This is a genomic window from Mycolicibacter senuensis, from assembly GCF_003284925.1.
GTDB classification, from domain to species: Bacteria; Actinomycetota; Actinomycetes; order Mycobacteriales; family Mycobacteriaceae; genus Mycobacterium; species Mycobacterium algericum_A.
Genome location: NZ_QMEX01000090.1, coordinates 1 through 15,665, shown reverse-complemented (window position 1 = coordinate 15,665; position 15,665 = coordinate 1). Strand labels below are relative to the sequence as shown.

The 15,665-nt window shown below is 70.9% G+C and carries 16 protein-coding genes; 11 read left to right on the top strand and 5 right to left on the bottom strand.

Annotation, left to right across the window (positions count from 1 at the left end; translation table 11 throughout):
- Together DQP56_RS17360 and DQP56_RS17355 are read right to left on the bottom strand one after the other, a co-directional pair.
- Positions 1-784, bottom strand: a 784-nt coding sequence (locus tag DQP56_RS17360; protein WP_112687486.1) for an HAD family hydrolase, incomplete at its 3' end; no start/stop codon positions are given.
- Between the two features lie 63 nt (positions 785-847).
- A complete protein-coding gene (locus tag DQP56_RS17355) occupies positions 848-1,297 on the bottom strand; it encodes a nuclear transport factor 2 family protein (RefSeq protein ID WP_112687484.1) in 450 nt (149 codons plus the stop codon).
- A gap of 36 nt (positions 1,298-1,333) precedes the next feature.
- Here DQP56_RS17355 and DQP56_RS17350 point away from each other — a divergent pair, with 36 nt between their 5' ends.
- From DQP56_RS17350 to DQP56_RS17305, 10 genes are all read left to right on the top strand, one after another.
- Positions 1,334-1,594 carry a glutaredoxin family protein gene (locus tag DQP56_RS17350; RefSeq protein WP_112687482.1) on the top strand — a complete coding sequence of 87 codons (261 nt, stop codon included), beginning with the start codon at positions 1,334-1,336 and terminating at the stop codon, positions 1,592-1,594.
- Between the two features lie 179 nt (positions 1,595-1,773).
- Positions 1,774-3,153 carry a glutamyl-tRNA reductase gene (locus DQP56_RS17345; protein ID WP_112687480.1) on the top strand — a complete coding sequence of 460 codons (1,380 nt, stop codon included), beginning with the start codon at positions 1,774-1,776 and terminating at the stop codon, positions 3,151-3,153.
- Positions 3,154-3,158: 5 nt separating this feature from the next.
- Positions 3,159-4,094 (top strand): hydroxymethylbilane synthase, encoded by a 936-nt coding sequence (gene hemC, locus DQP56_RS17340; RefSeq protein ID WP_112687478.1) that lies wholly within the window; start codon positions 3,159-3,161, stop codon positions 4,092-4,094.
- A 44-nt stretch (positions 4,095-4,138) separates the two neighbouring features.
- The gene (locus DQP56_RS17335) at positions 4,139-5,836 is read left to right on the top strand and encodes a bifunctional uroporphyrinogen-III C-methyltransferase/uroporphyrinogen-III synthase (RefSeq protein ID WP_112687476.1); all 1,698 of its coding nucleotides are present in this window, start codon (positions 4,139-4,141) and stop codon (positions 5,834-5,836) included.
- 91 nt (positions 5,837-5,927) lie between these two features.
- Positions 5,928-6,899, top strand: coding sequence for a porphobilinogen synthase (gene hemB, locus DQP56_RS17330; RefSeq protein WP_112687474.1), 972 nt, complete (start codon positions 5,928-5,930; stop codon positions 6,897-6,899).
- Positions 6,896-7,327, top strand: coding sequence for a hypothetical protein (locus DQP56_RS17325; RefSeq protein WP_112687472.1), 432 nt, complete (start codon positions 6,896-6,898; stop codon positions 7,325-7,327). Before hemB ends, DQP56_RS17325 begins: the two co-directional genes overlap by 4 nt.
- A gap of 57 nt (positions 7,328-7,384) precedes the next feature.
- Positions 7,385-8,389, top strand: a complete 1,005-nt coding sequence (locus DQP56_RS17320) for a PHP domain-containing protein (protein ID WP_112687470.1) — start codon at positions 7,385-7,387, stop codon at positions 8,387-8,389.
- Between the two features lie 51 nt (positions 8,390-8,440).
- A complete protein-coding gene (gene mce1N / locus DQP56_RS17315) occupies positions 8,441-8,995 on the top strand; it encodes a transport-regulating membrane protein Mce1N (RefSeq protein WP_112687468.1) in 555 nt (184 codons plus the stop codon).
- The gene (locus DQP56_RS17310) at positions 8,989-9,279 is read left to right on the top strand and encodes a hypothetical protein (RefSeq protein WP_112687466.1); all 291 of its coding nucleotides are present in this window, start codon (positions 8,989-8,991) and stop codon (positions 9,277-9,279) included. Before mce1N ends, DQP56_RS17310 begins: the two co-directional genes overlap by 7 nt.
- A gap of 26 nt (positions 9,280-9,305) precedes the next feature.
- On the top strand, positions 9,306-11,387 hold the full coding sequence (locus DQP56_RS17305) for a heavy metal translocating P-type ATPase (protein WP_112687490.1): 2,082 nt from the start codon (positions 9,306-9,308) through the stop codon (positions 11,385-11,387).
- A gap of 63 nt (positions 11,388-11,450) precedes the next feature.
- Here DQP56_RS17305 and DQP56_RS17300 read toward each other — a convergent pair whose 3' ends face one another.
- From DQP56_RS17300 to DQP56_RS17290, 3 genes are read right to left on the bottom strand one after another with little or no spacing between them, the layout of a single operon-like run.
- Entirely contained in the window at positions 11,451-12,281 is an 831-nt protein-coding gene (locus DQP56_RS17300; RefSeq protein WP_286167780.1) for an alpha/beta hydrolase, read from the bottom strand.
- A gap of 47 nt (positions 12,282-12,328) precedes the next feature.
- Positions 12,329-13,315 (bottom strand): ABC transporter ATP-binding protein, encoded by a 987-nt coding sequence (locus DQP56_RS17295; RefSeq protein ID WP_112687464.1) that lies wholly within the window; start codon positions 13,313-13,315, stop codon positions 12,329-12,331.
- Between the two features lie 3 nt (positions 13,316-13,318).
- Positions 13,319-14,362, bottom strand: coding sequence for an ABC transporter permease (locus DQP56_RS17290; RefSeq protein WP_083037781.1), 1,044 nt, complete (start codon positions 14,360-14,362; stop codon positions 13,319-13,321).
- A gap of 165 nt (positions 14,363-14,527) precedes the next feature.
- Here DQP56_RS17290 and DQP56_RS17285 point away from each other — a divergent pair.
- Positions 14,528-15,665, top strand: a 1,138-nt coding sequence (locus DQP56_RS17285; protein WP_133258959.1) for a PPE family protein, incomplete at its 3' end; no start/stop codon positions are given.

The following is a 15,665-nucleotide window of genomic DNA, read 5'->3' as shown; positions in this document are numbered from 1 at the left end:
CGCGGATCTCCCAGCCGCGCTTGCGGGCCATCTCGCGCAACGCGGCATCGGGGTTGATCGCCACCGCGGTGCCCACCAGCGACAGCATCGGCACGTCGTTGAAGCTGTCGGAGTAGGCGGTGCAGCGCCGCAGGTTCAGCCCCTCCCGGATGGCCAGCGACCGCACCGCGTGCGCCTTGCCCGGCCCGTGCAGGATCTCGCCCACCAGCCGGCCGGTGAACACCCCGTCGGCCGACTCCGCGACGGTGCCCAGCGCGCCCGTCAGCCCGAGCCGGCGGGCGATGGTCTCGGCCAGCTCGTACGGGGTCGCGGTGACCAGCCACACCTGCTGGCCGGCGTCGAGGTGCATCTGCGCCAGCTCGCGGGTGCCGGGCCAGATCTTGTCGGCGATGATCTCGTCGTAGATCTCTTCGCCGAGCTCGACCAGCTCCGATACCGGCCGGCCCTCGATGAAGGCCAGTGCCTTGCGGCGGCCGGCCGCGACATCGTCACTGTTCTCCCGGCCGGTCAGTTGGAACTTGGCCTGGGCGTAGAGGAAGCCGACGACATCGCGGTAGGTGAAGTAGTTGCGGGCGGCCAGTCCGCGGCCGAAATGCACCATCGAGGAGCCCTGCACCAGCGTGTTGTCGACGTCGAAGAATGCCGCCGCGGTCAGATCGACCGGCGCCGGAGTGTCGGCCTCGAGCACGTCGGCCAGCGCCCGCTCGGCGCTGGCGTCGGCGACCACCGGGTCCAGGTCGGCGCCTGCTGCGGAATCCCCGTCGGCCGGGCCCGGTAACGCCATCACCCGACTCCTTCCGCTGTGCACTGACGGCCGCTGCTGCGGCCGCCACCAACCCTAACCGGACTAACTGCCGAATACCCCCAGGTGATCGCGTAGATCACCTTTGAGGTCGAGCATCGAGTAATCCCGGAAACTGAACCGCCAGACGCCGTCCACCCGCTCGAATTCGTCGTGATAACGGCCGGCTGCGACCACCTGCAGGGCAACGGCATCGGTCTGCTGCAGCACCGTGTAGTAGGACCGGCAGGTCGCGGTACCGGCCGCCTCGTCGATGTCGAGGATCGGGTTGGTGATGACGTGCTTGGTGCGCGGTGTGCCATCGGCGTGGATCTTGACCAGCCCGCGCCACAGCTGCAGCATCCCGGCGCTGTCGAGCACGGCTTCGGCGTCGGGGCCGACCTTGAGCCGGGCGTGATCGAACAGCGCTGCGGCCGAGTCCAAGTCGCCGGCGTCCATCGACTCGGCGTAGCGGTACAGCAGGTTCGTGATCGACACCGCACTTGCGCCGGGCATATCGAAAACATAGCCACCGTGGGCCACACTGGGGCAATGACCCGCCCAGAGGTGCAGCTGCTGACCCGCGACGGCTGCGCGGTCTGCGTCAAGGTGCATGACCAGTTGGCGCAACTGGCCGCCGAACTCGGGTTCGACCTGCGCACCACCGACGTCGACGCCGCCGCCAGCGCCGGTGACACCGGGCTGCGGGCCGAATTCGGCGACCGGTTGCCGGTGGTGCTGCTCGACGGCCGCGAGCACAGCTACTGGGAGGTCGACGAGGCCCGGTTGCGCGCCGACCTGGCCGGCCGCTGACCCGCCGAGGGTGCGGATTGCGGGCGCGACAAGCGGCGGACCGGGGACGAAACCGCACACTCCGACGGTGTCGAGCAGGCGAACAATCGAACAAATTTGGTGGCCCAGCGCTTTAGCCTCTACCGTGGAGACAAGTTTGTTCACGGGTGACAGCAAGGAGCGGACCAGGTGATCTTGCCGTGAGCGTCCTGCTCTTCGGGGTCTCGCATCGCAGTGCCCCCGTCTCCGTACTCGAGCAGCTCAGCACCACCGAACCCGATCAGGTCAAGATCGTCGAGCAGGTGCTGGAATCGCCGCTCGTCACAGAGGCGATGATTCTGTCGACCTGCAACCGGGTCGAGATCTACGCCGTCGTCGATGCCTTCCACGCCGGGCTGTCGGCGGTCGGGCAGGTGCTCTCGGAGCACTCCGGCATGTCGATGACCGACCTGACCAAGTACGCCTACGTCCGCTACAGCGAGGCGGCGGTCGAGCACCTGTTCTCGGTGGCCAGCGGCCTGGATTCGGCGGTCGTGGGCGAGCAGCAGGTGCTGGGGCAGGTGCGCCGCGCCTACGCCTCCGCCGAGGCCAACAACACCGTCGGCCGGGTGCTGCACGAGCTGGCGCAGCGGGCGCTGTCGGTGGGCAAACGGGTGCACTCCGAAACCGGAATCGACGCCGCCGGCGCGTCGGTGGTGTCGGTCGCCCTGGATATCGCCGCGAAACAGCTGGGCGAGAACGCGTTACAGGGACGAACCGCGGTGGTGATCGGCGCGGGATCGATGGGTGCGCTGTCCGCGGCCCACCTGGTGCGCGCCGGCGTGGAGCGCATCCATGTTGTCAACCGCTCGCTGTCGCGCGCCCAGCGGCTGGCCGACAAGATCCGCGAGGGCGGCGCCGCGGCCGACGCCGTCAGCCTGGAACGGATGGCCGCCGCGCTGACCGACGCCGACGTCGCGGTCTGCTGCACCGGGGCGGTGAGCCCGGTCGTGTCGCTGGCCGACGTGCACCACGCACTGGCCGGCGGCAGTCGTGACGAGGCGACCCAACCGCTGGTGATCTGCGATCTGGGCATGCCGCGCGATGTCGACGCCACGGTGGCCGGATTGCCCGGCGTGCAGTTCATCGACATGGAACGGATCCAGCGCGAGCCGTCGGCGCGGGTCGCCAGCTCCGACACCGACGCCGCCCACGGCATCGTCGCCCGCGAGGTCGCCACCTACCTGGCCGGGCAGCGGATGGCCGAGGTGACCCCGACGGTGACCGCGCTGCGACAGCGAGCCGCCGACGTGGTGACCGCCGAGCTGCTGCGGCTGGATCACCGGCTGCCGGGCCTGGACACCGCCCAGCGCGAGGAAGTGGCGCGCACCGTGCACCGCGTCGTCGACAAGCTGCTGCACGCCCCCACCGTGCGGGTCAAGCAGCTGGCCAGCTCCCCGGGTGGCGACAGTTACGCCGAGGCGCTGCGCGAGCTGTTCGAGCTCGACCCGACCGCCGTGGACGCCGTGGCGACCGCCGGCGAGTTGCCAGTGGTGTCAGACGGACTCGACGTCGGCGCCGAAACCGGGTCGGCCGGGTAGACGTTTTGGGAGAACTCATCCGTATCGGTACCCGGGCCAGTTTGCTGGCCACCACTCAGGCCGGGACCGTTCGTGACGCGCTGGTGGCCGCCGGACACCCCGCGGAACTGGTCATGATCAGCACCGTCGGGGACCGCTCGTCGGGACCGATCGCCGACCTCGGGGTGGGGGTGTTCACCGCCGCGCTGCGCGAGGCCATTCTCGACGGCCGGGTCGACGCCGCGGTGCACTCGCACAAGGACCTGCCCACCGCCGATGACCCGCGGTTTCTGCTGCCCGCGGTGCCGGCGCGCGAGGACCCCCGGGACGCGCTGGTGGCGCGCGACGGATTGGTGCTGGGGGAGCTGCCGGCGGGCGCGCTGCTGGGCACTTCGTCGCCGCGACGGGCCGCACAGCTTAGAGCACTGGGTCTCGGTTTGGAAATTCGCCCCCTACGAGGCAACCTAGATACCAGGTTGAACAGGGTAAGCAGCGGAGAACTCGACGCCATCGTGGTAGCCCGAGCGGGTTTGGCCCGTATCGGACGCCTCGACGCGATCACCGAGACGCTGGAGCCGGTGCAGATGTTGCCGGCTCCGGCCCAAGGTGCCCTCGCGGTGGAGTGCCGCGCCGGCGATACCGGGCTGGCGGCGTTGCTGGCGGAGTTGGATGACACCGACACCCGCCAGGCGGTTACCGCGGAGCGGACCCTGCTCGCCGAACTGGAGGCGGGTTGTTCCGCACCGGTGGGCGCGATCGCCGAGGTGGTCGAGTCGATCGATGAGGACGGCCGGGTCTTCGAAGAGCTGTCGCTGCGCAGTTGCGTGGCGGCGCTGGACGGATCCGACGTGATCCGCGCGTCCGGCATCGGCAGTCCGGACCGAGCCCGGGAACTGGGCCTCTCGGTCGCGGCGGAACTGTTCGAGTTGGGTGCGCGCGAGCTCATATCGGACGCGCGGTGAAGACAGCCGCGTTCGGAAGTGGCTGAAGTGACTGGGAGTAGGGAATGGCTCGCCAAGTGAGCGTGCGAGGGCAGAAGCCCAAGCCGGGCCGCATTGTGTTCGTCGGTTCGGGTCCTGGCGACCCGGGCCTGCTGACGGCGCGGGCGCGGACGGCGCTGACGAACGCCGCGCTGGTGTTCGTCGACCCCGACGTGCCCGAAGCGGTGCTGGGGCTGGTCGGCACGGACCTGCCCCCGATCGCCGGGCCGGCGCTGCCGGACCCCAAGGCGGACAAGACCGGCACCGCCGATGACGGCGCCGACGCCGAAGCCGCCGCCGCGATCGTCCCGGGCGGGCCCGACATCCGTCCCGCTCTGGGCGAACCGGCCGAGGTGGCCAAGACCCTGACCGCCGAGGCACGCTCGGGCGCCGACGTGGTGCGTCTGGTGGCCGGCGACCCGCTGTCCGTCGACTCCGTCATCACCGAGGTCAACGCGGTAGCCCGCACCACCGTGCAGTTCGAGATCGTGCCGGGACTGCCCGCGACCAGCGCGGTGCCCACCTACGCCGGCCTGCCGCTCGGCTCGTCGCACACCGTCGCCGATGTCCGCGACCCGCACGTCGACTGGGCCGCCCTGGCTGCGGCCCCGGGCCCGCTGATCCTGCAGGCCACCACCTCGCACCTGCCCGAGGCGGCCCGCACGCTGATCGAATACGGCCTCGCCGACGCCACTCCGTGCGTGGTCACCACCTCGGGCACCACCTGCGCACAGCGCTCGGTGGAGGCCAGCCTCAGCGCGCTGACCGACCCGGCGTCGCTGGCCAGTATCGACCCGGTCATCCTGCCCAACGGTCAGGAGACCGCCGCCGGTCCGCTGGTGGTGACCATCGGCAAGACGGTGAACAACCGGGCCAAGCTCAACTGGTGGGAGAGCCGCGCGCTGTACGGCTGGACGGTGCTGGTACCGCGCACCAAGGATCAGGCCGGCGAGATGAGCGACAAGCTGGTCGGGCACGGCGCCTCGCCTGTCGAGGTGCCCACCATCGCCGTGGAGCCGCCGCGCAGCCCCGCCCAGATGGAAAGGGCCGTCAAGGGTTTGGTCGACGGCCGCTACCAGTGGGTGGTGTTCACCTCGACCAACGCGGTACGTGCGGTGTGGGAGAAGTTCGGTGAGTTCGGGCTGGACGCCCGCGCGTTCTCCGGGGTGAAGATCGCCTGTGTCGGCGAAGCGACCGCCGAGCGGGTCCGGGCGTTCGGGATCAGCCCGGAGCTGGTGCCCGCCGGGGAGCAGTCCTCGCTGGGCCTGCTGGATGAATTCCCGCCCTACGACGACGTTTTCGACCCGGTGAACCGGGTGCTGCTGCCGCGCGCCGACATCGCCACCGAGACGCTGGCCGAGGGGCTGCGTGAGCGGGGCTGGGAGATCGAGGACGTCACCGCCTACCGCACGGTGCGGGCCGCACCGCCGCCGGCGACCATCCGGGAGATGATCAAGACCGGCGGATTCGACGCGGTGTGCTTCACGTCGAGTTCCACGGTGCGCAACCTGGTCGGCATCGCCGGCAAGCCGCACACCCGCACGATCGTGGCCTGCATCGGCCCCAAGACCGCCGAGACGGCAGCGGAATTCGGGTTGCGGGTCGACGTGCAGCCGGAGACGGCCGCGATCGGTCCGCTGGTCGACGCGCTGGCCGAGCACGCCGCCCGGTTGCGTGCCGAGGGCGCCCTGCCGCCGCCGCGTAAGAAGAGCCGCCGGCGCTGATTGCGAGTGCGGCGATGACCTGGCTTACGGTGGCGCTGCGTCCACGGCGGAGAAGTGCGAGTAGCGTCCGCCCTCACCGCAGCATCAGCGCATGATCGAGCGTCCGCGCCGGCTGCGGTCCACGCCGGCGCTGCGTCGCCTGGTGGCCGAGACCTCCTTGGAGCCGCGGCATCTGGTGTTGCCGATGTTCGTTGCCGACGGGATAACCGACGCCCGCCCCATCCCTTCCATGCCGGGGGTGTATCAGCACACCCGCGATTCGCTGCGGGCCGCGGCTCAAGAGGCGGTGACCGCCGGGGTGGGTGGCCTGATGCTGTTCGGCGTTCCGGCCGAGGCGGACAAGGACGCCACCGGCGCTGCGGGCATCGACCCGGACGGGATCCTCAACACCGCGTTGCGGGAGCTGGCCGCTGATCTCGGGGACGCCACCGTGCTGATGGCCGACACCTGCCTGGATGAGTTCACCGACCACGGCCACTGCGGGGTGCTCGACGACCGCGGCAGGGTCGACAACGACGCGACGGTGGACCGCTACGTGGAACTGGCGTTGGCACAAGCGGATTCCGGCGCACACGTGGTCAGTCCCAGCGGGATGATGGACGGCCAGGTCGCCGCCATCCGTGACGGGCTGGACGCCGCCGGCCACAGCGACGTGGTGATCCTGGCCTACGCGGCGAAATTCGCGTCGGCGTTCTACGGCCCGTTCCGCGACGCGGTCGCCTCCAGTCTGCAAGGCGACCGCCGCAGCTACCAGCAGGAGCCGGGCAATGCCCGCGAGGCACTGCGCGAGGTAGCCCTCGATCTCGCCCAGGGCGCCGACATCGTCATGGTCAAACCCGCCATGAGCTACCTGGATGTGATCGCGGCCGCGGCGGATCTCTCGCCGGTTCCGGTCGCCGCCTACCAGGTGTCCGGGGAGTACGCGATGATCGCCGCGGCCGCCGCCAACGGCTGGATCGACGGGCGGGCCGCCGCGCTCGAGTCGCTGATCGGCATCCGGCGCGCCGGCGCCGACATCGTGCTGAGCTACTGGGCGGCCGAAGCGGCGGGCTGGCTGGCATGACGGGTCCGGATGTCGGGTCGCAGCCACCGGCGGCGACCCGGCCAGCCGATGTCGAGACCGGGTTCTGGCTGTGGCTGGCCGCCCTGCCGTTGATGACGACCGGATACGTGGTGAGCTTGCTGGCTGCCCCGGAATTCGCCGAGCTGCCGGTGACTTACCCGATCATCGGTCTGACCGCGTTGGTGATGGTCGTGGTGGTGGCGACCTTCCTGGTGCTGATGCGCTCCGGGTACCGGTGGGCCCGCACCGTGCTGAGCGGCGGGGCGATCGCGTCGGTGGCGTACGCGATGAGCGGGCTGACACATCCCGATGCGCGGCCGGCGGTCGCGGTGACCGTCGCGGTCACCGGCATCGTCGGATCGGTGCTGATCACCGCCGGGATGTTCCTGCTGCACCGCTCCGACGCCCAGGAGTACCTGACCCGGTAGCCGTGCACACGAACCGCTTCCCCTCGAGCGGGGTCGCGCTCACGGCAGACTGGGGTGATGGATCCGGTGGAGGCGCTGCGCCAGATCGCGTTCTACAAGGATCGGGCCCGTGAGGACCCGCGTCGGGTGATGGCCTACCGCCGCGCCGCCGACGTCATCGAGGCGCTGGGCGACGACGAGCGGCGCCGTCACGGCGTGGCCGAGAGCTGGCAGTCCCTGCCGGGGATCGGACCGAAGACCGCCGCGGTGATCGCGCAGGCCTGGGCCGGCGCTGTGCCCGACGCCCTGCTGCGGTTGCGCGACGAGGCGGCGGATCTGGGTGGTGGGGTGTTGCGCGCGGCGTTGCGCGGTGACTTGCATCTGCATTCGGACTGGTCGGACGGCTCAGCGCCGATCGAGGAGATGATGACCACCGCGGCGGCACTGGGTCATGACTATTGCGCGCTGACCGATCATTCGCCGCGGCTGACCATCGCCAACGGGCTCTCACCGCAGCGGCTACGCCACCAACTCGAGGTGATCGACGGGCTGCGGGAGCAGTTTGCGCCGCTGCGGATCCTGACCGGCATCGAGGTCGACATCCTCGACGACGGCAGCCTGGATCAGGAACCGGAGTTACTGGAGCGACTCGACATCGTGGTGGCCAGCGTGCACTCCAAGCTGGCGATGGAGTCGGGCGCGATGACGCGGCGGATGGTACGCGCGGTCTCCGATCCGCGGGTCAACGTGCTCGGGCACTGCACCGGGCGGCTGGTGACCGGTGGGCGCGGCCGGCGGCCGGAGTCGCAGTTCGACGCTGAGGCGGTGTTCACCGCCTGTCGCGAGCACAACACGGCGGTGGAGATCAACTGCCGCCCGGAACGACGGGACCCACCCACCCGGCTGCTGCATCTCGCACACGAGTTGGGGTGTCTGTTCAGTATCGACACCGACGCGCATGCTCCCGGGCAGCTCGACTTCCTCGGCTTCGGTGCCCAGCGCGCGCTTGACGCCGAGATTGCGACCGAGCGGATCGTCAACACCTGGCCGGTCGAGGAGCTGCTGGGCTGGGCGACGGCCTGAGAGTTCTGGTCGCGCACCGGGCGGCCCAGCGCCACGTTAGGCTGACCCGACATGTCTGACCCCGAGCCGCCCGCACCGCCCGCACCGCTGTTCTTCGAATGCGGTGCCAGCTGGTATTGGGTGCTGTTCGGCCCGCTCGCCGGCGGACTGTTGCTGCTGATCCAGAACTCAGGCGGCGGTGAGTTCCAGCCGCTGATCCCCGTCATCATGATGGCGCTGGTCTCCGGCATGCTCGCCATTCAGGTGAAGGCGGCGCGGATCCACACCTCCGTCGAGCTCACCCGGGACACGCTGCGGCAGGGCACCGAAACCCTGCGGCTCGCCGAGATCGTCATGATCTACCCCGAGGCCAAGCGGCCGACCGGCTGGGGCAAAGCCCAACCGGAGAAGTGGCAGGAATCCCGGGCGCTGGGCGAGTTGAGTGGGGTGCCACGCCGTCGGGTGGGCATCGGACTGCGGCTGAGCGGACGGCGCACAGTGCAGGCCTGGGCGCGGGATCACCGCAGGCTGCGTGCCGCGCTGACCGAATTGCTTCCAGAGGCGATTCCGCCCGGCGAGCTCACCCGGCCCGACGTCGACGACGACGCCGAAGAATCGTCATGGTGAGCGCTCCGGTGGTCCGGGGGTGTCTCGAGCTCATCCTGGCCGGTGCCGCCGCGCTGGGCTGTGCGGTGAGTTGGGCGCGCGTTCGCTACCTGGTCCTGGTCGCGCCGGTGATCGACGGTGAACCGGCCACCACCTCGGTGACCTACCAGCCGCGCATGTTGCTGCTGGCACTGCTGTTGGCCACCGCCGCCGGTGTGCTGGCGGTGATCGGTACGGCGCGGCTGCGCCGGGCCCGTCGCCGATCAGAGCCCGTATACCCCGCGGGGGTATCATCGGCGGGGTGATCACCACCGACCTGGAACTACGCGGAATGACCTGTGCGTCGTGCGCGGCGCGGGTGGAGCGCGGCCTGAACGCGCTCGACGGGGTGCACGCCACGGTGAATTTGGCGGTGGAGCGCGCCCACGTCGAGCATGACGAGACCGTCTCGGCCGATGAGCTGCTGCGGGCCGTGGAATCGGCCGGCTACCAGGCAGCGGTGATCGGTGCAGCGCACGAGCACCCGGCCGAACACGCAGACGTGCCGGCCGGGCAACTGCGTCCCCGGCTGATCGGTTCGGCGCTGCTGGCCGCGCCGGTGGTGGCGCTGTCGATGGTGCCGGCCTGGCAGTTCAGCGGCTGGGGCTGGGTGGTCTTCGCGCTGACGGTCCCGATCGTGGTGTGGGGCGGCTATCCGTTCCACCGTGCCGCGCTGGCCAACGCCGCCCATGGCGCCGCCACCATGGACACCCTGGTGTCGCTGGGCACCGTGGCGGCCTTCGTGTGGTCGGCGGTCGCGGTACTCACCGGGGCCGGCCACCTGTATTTCGAGGTGGCGGCGGTGGTAACCGTCTTCCTGCTGACCGGCCGCTACGCCGAGGCGCACGCCAAACGGTCGGCGGGCGCGGCGTTACGCGAACTGCTGGAACTCGGCGCCAAGGACGCCGCGGTGATGCGGCGCGGCCCGGACGGGCTGAAGGAGACCCGAGTGCCGGTCGCCGACCTGCGGGTGGGCGATGTCGTCGTGGTCCGGCCGGGCGAGCGCATCGCCACCGACGGCATCGTCATCGACGGCGCCACCGCGCTGGACACCTCGGCGATGACCGGTGAGTCCCTGCCCGTCGACGTCTCCGAAGGCGACCCGGTACTGGGCGGCTCTCTCAACACCACCGGACTGGTGCTGGTCCGCGCCACCAAGGTGGGCGCCGACACCCAGCTGGCCCGGATGGCCAAGCTGGTCACCGACGCCCAGGCCGGCAAGGCGTCGATCCAGCGGCTGGCCGACCGGGTGTCGGCGGTGTTCGTGCCGGTGGTGCTGGTGATCGCCGCGCTCACCCTCGCCGGGTGGCTGGTGGCCGGGCAATCCGCCGCGGCGGCGTTCACCGCCGCGGTGGCCGTGCTGATCATCGCCTGCCCCTGCGCGTTGGGGCTGGCCACCCCGACGGCCATCCTGGTCGGCACCGGCCGCGGCGCTCAGTTGGGCATTCTGATCAAGAACCCGCAGGTCCTCGAGGCCGTCAAGGACATCGACACCGTCGTGTTCGACAAGACCGGAACGATCACCACCGGCGTGATGGCCGTCGGCGGCCTCGCGGTCGACCGCGGCGAGAACCCCGACACCGTGCTGGCGCGCGCCGCCGCCGTCGAATCCGGTTCCGAGCATCCGATCGCCGCGGCGATCGTGGCCGGCGCCAAAGCGGCCGGGCTGCCGATCGGGCAGGTGAGCGAGTTCGCCAGCCGGACCGGGCACGGGGTGAGCGGGGTGGTCGACGGGGTGCGCGTCGAGGTCACCCGATCGGCGGCCGCCCATGAGACCGGGACCGCCGTCGAGGTCTGCTGGGACGGCCGGACCCGGGGAACAATCACGCTGACCGACACCGTGCGATCGAGCAGCGCCGCGGCCGTGGCGGAGCTCAAGGCCATGGGCATCACACCGATGCTGCTCACCGGCGACGGCGCGGCCGTAGCCCGCAAGGTCGCCGGCGAGGTGGGGATCGACGCGGCCGATGTCATCGCCAACGTGCTGCCCACCGACAAGGCCGACGCCGTCAAGCAGCTGCAGGCGCAGGGCCGGCGGGTGGCGATGGTCGGCGACGGCGTCAACGACTCGGTCGCGCTGGCCACCGCCGACATCGGGATGGCGATGGGCACCGGCACCGACGCCGCCATCGAGGCCGGCGACCTGACCCTGGTCCGCGGTGACCTGGGCACCGTCCCTACCGCGCTGCGGCTCTCGGCGCGCACGCTGAGCATCATCCGGCAGAACCTCGTCTGGGCGTTCGGCTACAACGTCGCCGCGATTCCGCTGGCGGCGGCGGGGTTGCTCAACCCGATGATCGCCGGTGCGGCGATGGCCGCGTCGTCGGTGCTGGTGGTGACCAACAGCCTGCGGTTACGGCGGTTCGCGCGGTAGCGTCCGGGAATCGTCTGACCAACCCGGTCAACGCTGACCCGGTTCGATGGCGACCGCTCGAACTCAGGAATCCAGCCAGGCCAACTGGGCGGGCAGTTGGGCCCGCCAGTAGGACACGTCGTGCCCGCCCGGTGAGAATCCGCCCGCCGGCGGTGGATTCAGCTGTCCGACGAAGCTTCGGGTCGCGTAGTAGAAGCTGTCCGACGTGCCGCAATCCACCCGCAGCGGGATGTGGGCCAGCTGCGGCACCAGGGTGAACGGCGAGTTCGTCCGCCAGTCGTCGACACTGTCGAACGCCCCGGCCGGCGCGCCGAAGTAGGTCATGTAGATCGCCGGGCTGATCGCGCAGATTCCGGCGGTCCGCGCCGGGCCCAGGCGGGTGCCCAGCAGCATCGCGCCGTAGCCGCCCATCGACCAGCCCATGAACCCGACCCGCGAGGTGTCGATGCCCTTGTCGGCCAGCATCGGGATCAGCTCGCCCAGCACCATCGCCCCGGCGTCCTCGCCGGAGCCGTGTGGGCGCCAGTAGCTGTTGCCGCCGTCGACGGCCACCACGGCGAACGGTGGCCGCCCCGACGCGGTCAGCTTCGCCAACTCCTCCTCGACGCCGAGATCCATCACCCAGGCGGCGTCGGCGTCCTTGCAGTGCAGCGCGATCACCGGGCGCAGCGGCGCGGTCTGCCCGGGCGGCCGGGCGATGATCCAGTTGGTCTCCACCCCGCCGCGGGCCGCGGACACGAACGACCCGGATTCTCGCGTGGGATAGGCGTTGCCGGTGGCCCGCGAGACGGCCGGCTGCCGCCCCACACCCGCTCCGAACAGGCCCGCAGCCCCCGCGGCAGCGACCCCAAGGCGCAACGCAGCCCGGCGGGTCACATCAGCCATGACGGCCATTATTTCCCGGCCCGCGTCGCGGTTGGTCAGGCACGCCGCGCCACCGATCAGGTTGATGCGGGTTCGTTAGAAACGTCAGGCGGCGGCTGGCCGAACTGTTGGCGGAACGCCTCGACGGTGTAGCTCACCACGGTCGCCTCGCGGGGCGCACGGACCGTCGCCGAGCGGGGGATACGGACCATCGGCCCGAGTTGGCCGGCGTAGTTGTCCGGTTTGCCGATCTTGAGCAGGCCGCCGCCGCTCCCGGAGGACTCCGGCGCGATCTCCACCTCGCCCTCGGTGACGACGTAGATCAGGTCCTCCACGGTGCCCTGCTCCAGCAGCACCGCGCCGGGCCCCAGTCGCACCGGCGCCTGCTGGGCCCGCGCCGGCGTGGCGGTGGGTGAGAGCTGGATGACGATGTCGGCCAGCGGCACGATCCGGGTGTCGTGGGTGGCCACCACCACGACGCGGTCCCCGGCGGCGAGCACCCGCAACAGTTGCACGACCTCGCCGGCCCGGACGAAGTCCAGTTGCGCAGTGGGTTCGTCGGCCAGGATCAGTGGCGGGTCCAGTGCCAGGGCCCGCGCCACCGCAACCCGTTGCTGCTGTCCGCCGCTGAGCTGGCCGGGCCGGTGGTGGGTCCGGTCGGCCAGTCCGACGCGGGTGAGCAGGTCCCGGGCGCGTTCGGTGGCCGACCACTGCGTCCAGCCGGCCGCCCACATCGGCACCATCACGTTCTCCAGCGCGGTCAGGCTCGGCACCAGGTTGAAGGCCTGGAACACGATGCCGACGGTGCGGCGCCGGTAGGAGGTGATTTCCCGGCGGCTCAACGCGGTGACCTCGGTGGCGCCGAACCGGATCTGGCCGCTGGTCGGGCTGAGGATGCCGCCCAGACACGACAGCAGGGTGGTCTTGCCGCAGCCACTGGGCCCGAGGACGACCACCAGTGAGCCGGCCGGAATCTCCAGGCTCAAGCCGTGGATCGGCCGGATCGGTTCGCCGCTGCCGGTGGCGTACTCGATGACCAGATCGTTGATCCGCAGGTCTCCCATGGCCTACGGCCCCCCGAACGCCAGCACCGGGTCGACGGCCACCGCGTGCCGCAGGCCGGCCAGGCTGGCCAGCAGCCCGATACCCACCGCGGTCAGCACCAGCAGCGCGAACGACGAGGTGGTCACCGCCACCAGCATCGGGAACAGCGGGCCGATCGCCACGGCCAGCGCCCCGCCGAGCACCGCCGCGGCCACCGCCACGGCCACCGCCTGCAGCGCCAGCCCGGCCAGCACCATCCCGGTGGTGACCCCCAGCGCCTTGAACACCGCGAAGTCGCGGGTGCGCTCCAGCGCCGAGAGGTAGATCAGCGAGCCCACGATCAGCGCGGCGACGCCCCACAGCAGCACCGACATGTACGACAGCGCCATCTGCGCCCCGGCCAGCGGGCGCACCATGTCGTCGACGGCGGCGGCCCGATCGACCACCCGGTAGCCCTCCGGCACCTCGGCCGGGGTGCCCCGCAGGCCGATCGCCGAGGCCACCGGCTGCCCGGAATACATCAGCCGCTGTGCGCCCGCCACGGTCAGGAAGGCGTTGGGCTGCCCGGCCAGCGTCGTCGACTTCCCCACCAGCCCGACGATGCGCAGCTTGCCCGCGCCCAGTTCGACGTCATCGCCGACGGCGCGCTTCAGCGTGGCGGACATCGCGATCTCGTTGGGCTCGGTCGGTGCGCGCCCCGCGGTGATCGGCGGCATCGCGGCCTTGGGCACCCCGTAGACATTGACGTTCAGCGGCGACTCGCCGTCCTGCAGGATGGTGTTGCCGTAGACCACCGGCAGCGCCGCCTCGACACCGGAGATCGCGGCGACATCCCCGGCCTCTTTCTGCGGGAACCGTGACGAGCCCATGAACGGACCGACCGCGGCCGTCTGGATCAGGTAGCTGTCGATGCCCAGTGAGTCGACGACGTGCTCGGCCTCGACCCGGAAGCCGTGGGTCAGTCCGGCCAGCACCAGGGTCAGGGCGAACACCATCGCGGTGCCGACGGCGGCGACGATGAACCGGCGCAGCCGCCACTGCAGGTCGCGCAACGCGGTGATCAGCATCCGCACGCGCGCATGTTATCGCAGCGTGCGGCTGTGACCGGCATCCCAGCAGGTCGCCGGACCCGCCCTCCGCATATCCACAATCCCCGGCCTGCCGGCAGCTTTTCGGCTACAAATACACTCACGCCGGTCTACATCGGCCCGCGCCCAGGGAGGGGGTCAGTGATGAATTACGCTGCCCTGCCGCCGGAGGTCAACTCGCTGCGCATCTATACCGGCCCCGGTTCCGCCCCGATGCGGGCTGCCGCCGCGGCCTGGGGCGCGTTGTCCGCGGAACTGCATGCGGCGGTCACCTCGTATGAGTCGGTGATCGCCGAGCTGACCGGCCAGGCCTGGCTGGGACCGGCGTCGCTGGCGCTGGCGCAGTCCGCGGCGCGGTATGCGAGTTGGATGGCCGCCACCGCGGCGCAGGTCGACCACACGGCGGCGCAGGCGAACGCCGCGGCCGCCGCCTACGAGGCGGCGTTCAGTGCGACGGTGCCGCCTACCGTGGTCGCCGCCAACCGGGCGCAGCTGCTGCTGCTCGTCGCCACCAACGTGCTGGGTACCAACACCGCGGCGATCGCCGCCAATGAGGCCGCCTACGGCGAGATGTGGGCGCAGGACGCCGCCGCGATGTACTCCTACGCCGCGGCCTCGGCCGCCGCGACCGGGCTGCCGCCCTTCCAGCAGCCACCGCAGGTCGGCAATCCGGCCGGACCGGTCAGCCAGGCCGTCGCGACCGCCGCATCCGAGGCGTCCTCGTCGTCGTCGAACATCCAGTCGCTGCTGGGGCAGCTGGCCTCCGGGTTCTCCGGGGCGCCGCAGAACACCTTGCTGCAGGCGGGCGCTGCGGCCGCGGTGGGTGTGGCCCAGGAGTCCCCAATACCCGACCTGCTCGGGCTGAACCTGATCGCGGCGACTTCCCTGGCCGCGTCGGCGATCGGCATCGGAATATCGGCCGGCGCCTGGACGGCGGCGGATGCCAGCACGCGGGAGATCCTCTACCAGCAGGATCGGCTGGAACAGGTCGAGTACGAGATCCTGCACAACATCGACCTGTTCTCGCCGCTGACCCCGTCGCGACCGGGTGGCTTCATCGGCGATGCGCTGTCATCGGCGAATACGGTGTCGATGTCGGCGTCGATGGGGGAGGCGATCTCGGCGGGGAAACTGTCGGTGCCGATCAGCTGGGCAGCCAACGCCCCGGAGATCAAGACTTTGTCTTACACAACGCCGCTGGCCGGCCCGGGTGTAGGCGCCGCACCGGCCGGTTCGCTGGCCGGCGCCGGCAGTGCCTTCAGCCAGATGGCGCTCGCGGGCA

What these genes read in the sequence shown, in the direction of transcription:
- DQP56_RS17355 (WP_112687484.1), bottom strand. Translation starts at nt 1,297, where the DNA reads ATGCCCGGCGCAAGTGCGGTGTCGATCACGAACCTGCTGTACCGCTAC.
- DQP56_RS17350 (WP_112687482.1), top strand. Translation starts at nt 1,334, where the DNA reads ATGACCCGCCCAGAGGTGCAGCTGCTGACCCGCGACGGCTGCGCGGTC.
- DQP56_RS17335 (WP_112687476.1), top strand. Translation starts at nt 4,139, where the DNA reads ATGGCTCGCCAAGTGAGCGTGCGAGGGCAGAAGCCCAAGCCGGGCCGC.
- hemB (WP_112687474.1), top strand. Translation starts at nt 5,928, where the DNA reads ATGATCGAGCGTCCGCGCCGGCTGCGGTCCACGCCGGCGCTGCGTCGC.
- DQP56_RS17325 (WP_112687472.1), top strand. Translation starts at nt 6,896, where the DNA reads ATGACGGGTCCGGATGTCGGGTCGCAGCCACCGGCGGCGACCCGGCCA.
- DQP56_RS17320 (WP_112687470.1), top strand. Translation starts at nt 7,385, where the DNA reads ATGGATCCGGTGGAGGCGCTGCGCCAGATCGCGTTCTACAAGGATCGG.
- mce1N (WP_112687468.1), top strand. Translation starts at nt 8,441, where the DNA reads ATGTCTGACCCCGAGCCGCCCGCACCGCCCGCACCGCTGTTCTTCGAA.
- DQP56_RS17310 (WP_112687466.1), top strand. Translation starts at nt 8,989, where the DNA reads ATGGTGAGCGCTCCGGTGGTCCGGGGGTGTCTCGAGCTCATCCTGGCC.
- DQP56_RS17305 (WP_112687490.1), top strand. Translation starts at nt 9,306, where the DNA reads ATGACCTGTGCGTCGTGCGCGGCGCGGGTGGAGCGCGGCCTGAACGCG.
- DQP56_RS17300 (WP_286167780.1), bottom strand. Translation starts at nt 12,281, where the DNA reads ATGGCCGTCATGGCTGATGTGACCCGCCGGGCTGCGTTGCGCCTTGGG.
- DQP56_RS17295 (WP_112687464.1), bottom strand. Translation starts at nt 13,315, where the DNA reads ATGGGAGACCTGCGGATCAACGATCTGGTCATCGAGTACGCCACCGGC.
- DQP56_RS17290 (WP_083037781.1), bottom strand. Translation starts at nt 14,362, where the DNA reads ATGCTGATCACCGCGTTGCGCGACCTGCAGTGGCGGCTGCGCCGGTTC.